This window comes from Mordavella massiliensis, assembly GCF_016902415.1.
Taxonomy (GTDB): domain Bacteria; phylum Bacillota; class Clostridia; order Lachnospirales; family Lachnospiraceae; genus Merdimonas; species Merdimonas faecigallinarum.
This window is the reverse complement of the sequence record NZ_JACJLV010000079.1, coordinates 1-4,504: the sequence shown is the minus strand read 5'-3', so window position 1 is coordinate 4,504 and position 4,504 is coordinate 1. Positions and strand designations below refer to the sequence as shown.

5 protein-coding genes are annotated in these 4,504 nt (G+C 51.0%); 1 reads left to right on the top strand and 4 read right to left on the bottom strand.

Translation table 11 applies throughout. The features are described 5' to 3' along the window. Positions 1–1,754: indolepyruvate ferredoxin oxidoreductase subunit alpha (gene iorA, locus H6A13_RS12565; RefSeq protein WP_204909887.1), on the bottom strand; the 1,754-nt coding region annotated here is incomplete at its 3' end. Positions 1,755–1,834: 80 nt separating this feature from the next. Next, positions 1,835–2,314: a pyridoxamine 5'-phosphate oxidase family protein gene (locus H6A13_RS12560; protein ID WP_204909886.1), complete on the bottom strand. Its 480-nt coding sequence runs from the start codon at positions 2,312–2,314 to the stop codon at positions 1,835–1,837. 161 nt (positions 2,315–2,475) lie between these two features. Here H6A13_RS12560 and H6A13_RS12555 point away from each other — a divergent pair, with 161 nt between their 5' ends. Further along, positions 2,476–3,393 carry a radical SAM protein gene (locus H6A13_RS12555; RefSeq protein WP_204909885.1) on the top strand — a complete coding sequence of 306 codons (918 nt, stop codon included), beginning with the start codon at positions 2,476–2,478 and terminating at the stop codon, positions 3,391–3,393. 4 nt (positions 3,394–3,397) lie between these two features. Here the strand turns inward: H6A13_RS12555 and mnmM are convergent, their stop codons facing one another. Together mnmM and H6A13_RS12545 are read right to left on the bottom strand one after the other, a co-directional pair. Further along, entirely contained in the window at positions 3,398–4,000 is a 603-nt protein-coding gene (gene mnmM / locus H6A13_RS12550) for a tRNA 5-(aminomethyl)-2-thiouridylate-methyltransferase MnmM (RefSeq protein WP_338043080.1), read from the bottom strand. Then, positions 3,979–4,446 carry a flavodoxin gene (locus H6A13_RS12545; protein WP_204909884.1) on the bottom strand — a complete coding sequence of 156 codons (468 nt, stop codon included), beginning with the start codon at positions 4,444–4,446 and terminating at the stop codon, positions 3,979–3,981. Before H6A13_RS12545 ends, mnmM begins: the two co-directional genes overlap by 22 nt. Between the last annotated feature and the right edge of the window lie 58 nt (positions 4,447–4,504).

Here is a 4,504-nt window from a genome sequence, read left to right as displayed (position 1 = left end):
TATCTGTCCCCCTCCTTTACCAGCTCGATCGCATCAAATTTACACAAGCTTTCACACAGACCGCAGCCAGTACACATGGTATCGTCAATGTGGATGGTTCCGTCTGCATTTCTGGTCATCGCCGGGCAGCCGGGCCGCATGCACATGCCGCATCTTTTACATTTGTCTGTATGTACGGTATAAAGAGGCTTCTTTGCCTTGCTCAGAAGCACGCAAGGCGTCTTGGTAATGATCACAGACACCTCGTCCTTTGCCACCTCTTCTTTGATCACCTTTTCCAGATTCTCAATGTCAAATGCATTGATCTCCACTACATTTTTTACTCCCATCGCTTTGCAGAGCGCCGGGATATTGATCGCGTAGGTCGGATCTCCCTGCAGAGTCTTTCCGGTAGCCGCGTGATCCTGATGCCCGGTCATTCCGGTGGTGGAATTATCCAGGATAATCACTGTACCGGTGGCCTGGTTATACATCATATTCATCAGGGAATTCACTCCGGTATGCAGGAAGGTGGAATCTCCGATCACTGCCACCCAGTTCTTGATATATTCTTTTCCTTTTGCCTTCTCCATGCCGTGAAGACTGGAGATGCTGGCTCCCATACAGATGGTGGTATCTACCACGCTTAAAGGCGCAACCGCTCCAAGCGTATAACATCCGATGTCTCCTGCCGCATGAAGCTTCAATTTATTCAACACATAATAGACACTTCTGTGAGGACAGCCCGGGCAGAGGATCGGCGGTCTTCCTGGCGCTGCGGCCGGCTGATCCAGCCCCAGATCTTCTTTCAGGATCGCTTCCCTGATCATGTTGGCGCTGTACTCGCCCTGCACTGTAAATATTTCTTTTCCGATAGCGGAAATGCCCCAGGATTTTACCTGTTCTTCGATCACCGGATCCAGTTCTTCTACAATGTACAGAGTCTCTACCTTCGATGCAAAGTCCTCGATCATCTTTCTTGGCAGAGGATTCACCATGCCAAGCTTCAAAACAGATGCCTCCGGCAGCGCTTCCCGCACATACTGATAGGGAATACCGCTGGTGATCACACCGATCTTCGGATCCCGCATCTCCACACGGTTAATAGAAAGCGTATCCGCTGCTTCTTTCAGTTCCAGATTTCTCTTTTCAATCTCTACATGCCGAAGCTTTGCATTACCCGGCATCATGACCGTCTTACGGATGTCTTTTACATAAGGTTTATCTTCCGGGCAGACACGTTCTCCCAACTCCACCAGTCCCTGGGAATGTGCCAGTCTGGTCGTGGTCCGGAATACAAACGGCCGGTCAAACTTTTCGCTCAAATCAAAGGCCAGTTTCATAAACTCCTTGGCCTCCGAACTGTCAGACGGCTCCAGTACCGGAAGCTGCGCAGCTCTTGCTACCATCCGGGTATCCTGTTCATTCTGGGAACTGTATAACCCCGGATCATCCGCTACCACGATCACCAGGCCCCCGTTTACTCCCATATAGGAAACGGTATAGGCCGGGTCTGCTGCCACGTTAAATCCCACATGCTTCATGCAGGACATGGCACGCACGCCCACGACAGACGCACCGATCGCCACTTCCGTTGCCACCTTCTCATTGGGCGACCACTCGCAGTACAGGTCGTCCTTGTATTTCACCAGACATTCGCTGATCTCTGTGCTGGGCGTGCCGGGGTAAGCAGCGGATACTTTGACTCCCGCTTCATATGCCCCTCTGGCAATGGCTTCATTGCCCAGCATGATCACTTTTTTACTCTCTGCCATGTCATTTTCATCCTTTCACAAATCACATTACTACACCCGTTTATTGTACCACAATACTTTCGCGAATTAAAGCACAAAATTTAAGAAACATGTCGTTTACAGGTGTATGTTTCCACTTCCAGCTTAATGATCCCCACGGTCTTTTCAAGCCCCGGATTCTCCCGGAATTCTGTAAACTCTTTCCCGGTCTGGTGCTTCATAATAATTTCCAGCGCAGTAAGTTTCTCCGCCGGGTCTTCCAGGATCTGCGCTTTGCCTGTTCCGATCACACTGGCAAAATAATAGCTGTACTGACAGGCCTTCTCTCCCTCCTGCAGCCCGTGGCCGCAATCCATCTCAAATCCTGCCCTGGGATCTTTACGGATCATTTCCACTTTCTTTCCTTCTTTTGCGCCGTGGAAATACAGGATCAGCTTTCCGTCCTGCTCCCGGTATCCGTAATTCATGGGCACCATATAAATCCCGTCTTCATCGGAAAGCCCCAGCCTGCACACCTTACATTCATCCAGGATTTCCCTGATTTCTCCGGCATCCGTTACTTCTCTTTCTTTTCTTCGCATCTGATACTGTTCCTCCTGTCTGCTTATGAAATCAATTGTAAAACTTCCCCCTGACAGTGTCAAATCAGAAATATAAAATCGCCTCTTTCCCGCCTGTGTGCTATAATTACACATATATGCAATCTGTCCCGCCCTGCGGGAGTTCAATCAGGAGGTATCCCATGACAACCGATCTTTCCACACTCCAGGTCCTCTATCAGGACTGCACCCTCTGCCCCCGCATGTGCCATGCCGACCGCCGGGCCCGTCCAGGCGTCTGTGGATGCGGCGCTTTTCTTACCGCAGCCAGGGCCGCCCTTCACCTGTGGGAGGAACCCTGTCTGTCCGGTCAGGGCGGAAGCGGCGCTGTCTTCTTCTCCGGCTGTACGCTGAAATGCTGCTACTGCCAGAACTATCCCATCAGTCAGGAAGGTCTGGGAAAAGTCCTCACGCAGGAGCGTCTGGAAGAAATCCTGCTGGGACTTCAGGAACAGGGAGCCCAGAACATTGATCTTATCACTGCCACCCAGTTTCTTCCTTCTCTCCTTCCTGTCCTTGACCGCATCCGGCCACACCTTCACATTCCCATCGTCTGGAACTGCAGCGGATATGAGCGGACGGAAACCTTACGGATGCTGGACGGCTATATTGATATCTATCTGCCGGATCTGAAATACTTTTCTCCGGATACGGCAAAAAAATATTCCGGCGCGCCGGATTATTTCTCTTTCGCATCAGAAGCGGTAAAAGAAATGATCCGGCAGACCGGAATCCCTGTATTTGCCAGCGACGGAAGCCTGCAAAAAGGCACGCTGATCCGCCATATGGTCCTGCCCGGACAGAAAGAAGATTCTGTGCGCATCCTGGAATGGATGGCAGATTCTCTCCCAAAGGGCAGTTTTCTTCTAAGTCTGTTAAGCCAGTATACTCCTTTTTTCCGGGCAAAGGATTACCCGGAGATCAACCGGCGCGTCACGTCCTATGAATATAAAAAAGTTCTGGACAAGGCCCTTGCCCTGGGGCTTAATGAAGGTTTTATGCAGGAGCGTTCCAGTGCAAAAGAAGAATACACACCTCCTTTTGATCTGGAAGGCCTGTAAGAGGTTAGCCTTCTTTCCAGATGAAAACCGGTATCGGAGGATGATTGTCCCGGTTGTAATAGTCATTGCGGATCACCGTATATTCTTTTGCAGGAAGGCTTTTTAGATAGGCAAGCAGCCGGTCCCGCTCCTCAAATCCGGTGTCCCCTCCGCTGTAAATGCAAAGACTCATAAGACCACCCTTCTTTAATAGGCGAAGTCCCTTTTCCACTGCCTGCACACTGGTGTCCGCACGGGTGGCAATGTCATGATCCCCGCCCGGCAGATACCCAAAGTTAAAGCAGATCGCGTCTACCGTTTCTGCTTCTGCATACCGATCCATATGTTCATGACCGTCCAGGATCAGTTCTGCTCTCTTTTCCAGTCCCTCCCGGACAAGCAGGCGTCTGGTTTCATCCAGCGCCTTCTGCTGGATATCAAATGCCAGGACCCGTCCCGTTTCTCCCGCCATCTGACAAAGCAGCCGGGTATCATGGCCATTTCCCATGGTTGCATCAATATAAAGTCCCTCCCGGGGCGCCAGTGTGCGGAGGATCATCTGACACCATGCTGTAATCTGTGACGGACGCATCACGATCTCCTCCTTTACAGGTTTTCTTTCACCCATGCCTCGATGTCACCGCCATTTACCAGCCGGCCCGCCTGCCAGTCAGCCTCCGGGCAGTGCTCCTTTAAGCTTTTTTCTGCCTGACTGATCCCGCTGCCTCCGGAGGTTGCAAAAGGAATCAGTTTCTTGCCCGCAAAGTTACCGGACTCCAGAAAAGTATCTACAATCCTCGGTTCCACATACCACCACACAGGGAACCCGATCCAGATGGTGTCATACTGATCCATATCCGGTACCGGCTCCGCGATCTCCGGCCTGGAAGCCGGATCATTCATTTCCACAGAACTGCGGCTTTTGCTATTGTTCCAGTTCAGATCCGCAGAAGTATAAGGCACTGCCGGCCGGATCTCATAGAGTTCCGCTCCTGCCGCGTCCGCAATCTTTCTGGCTGCCTTTGCAGTCACGCCGCTTGCCGAAAAATAAGCTACCAGTTTCTTTGTATTCATATTGATTCCTCCTTATTTTCGATCTTTTATTCTGACATTATGTCACTATTTATATAAT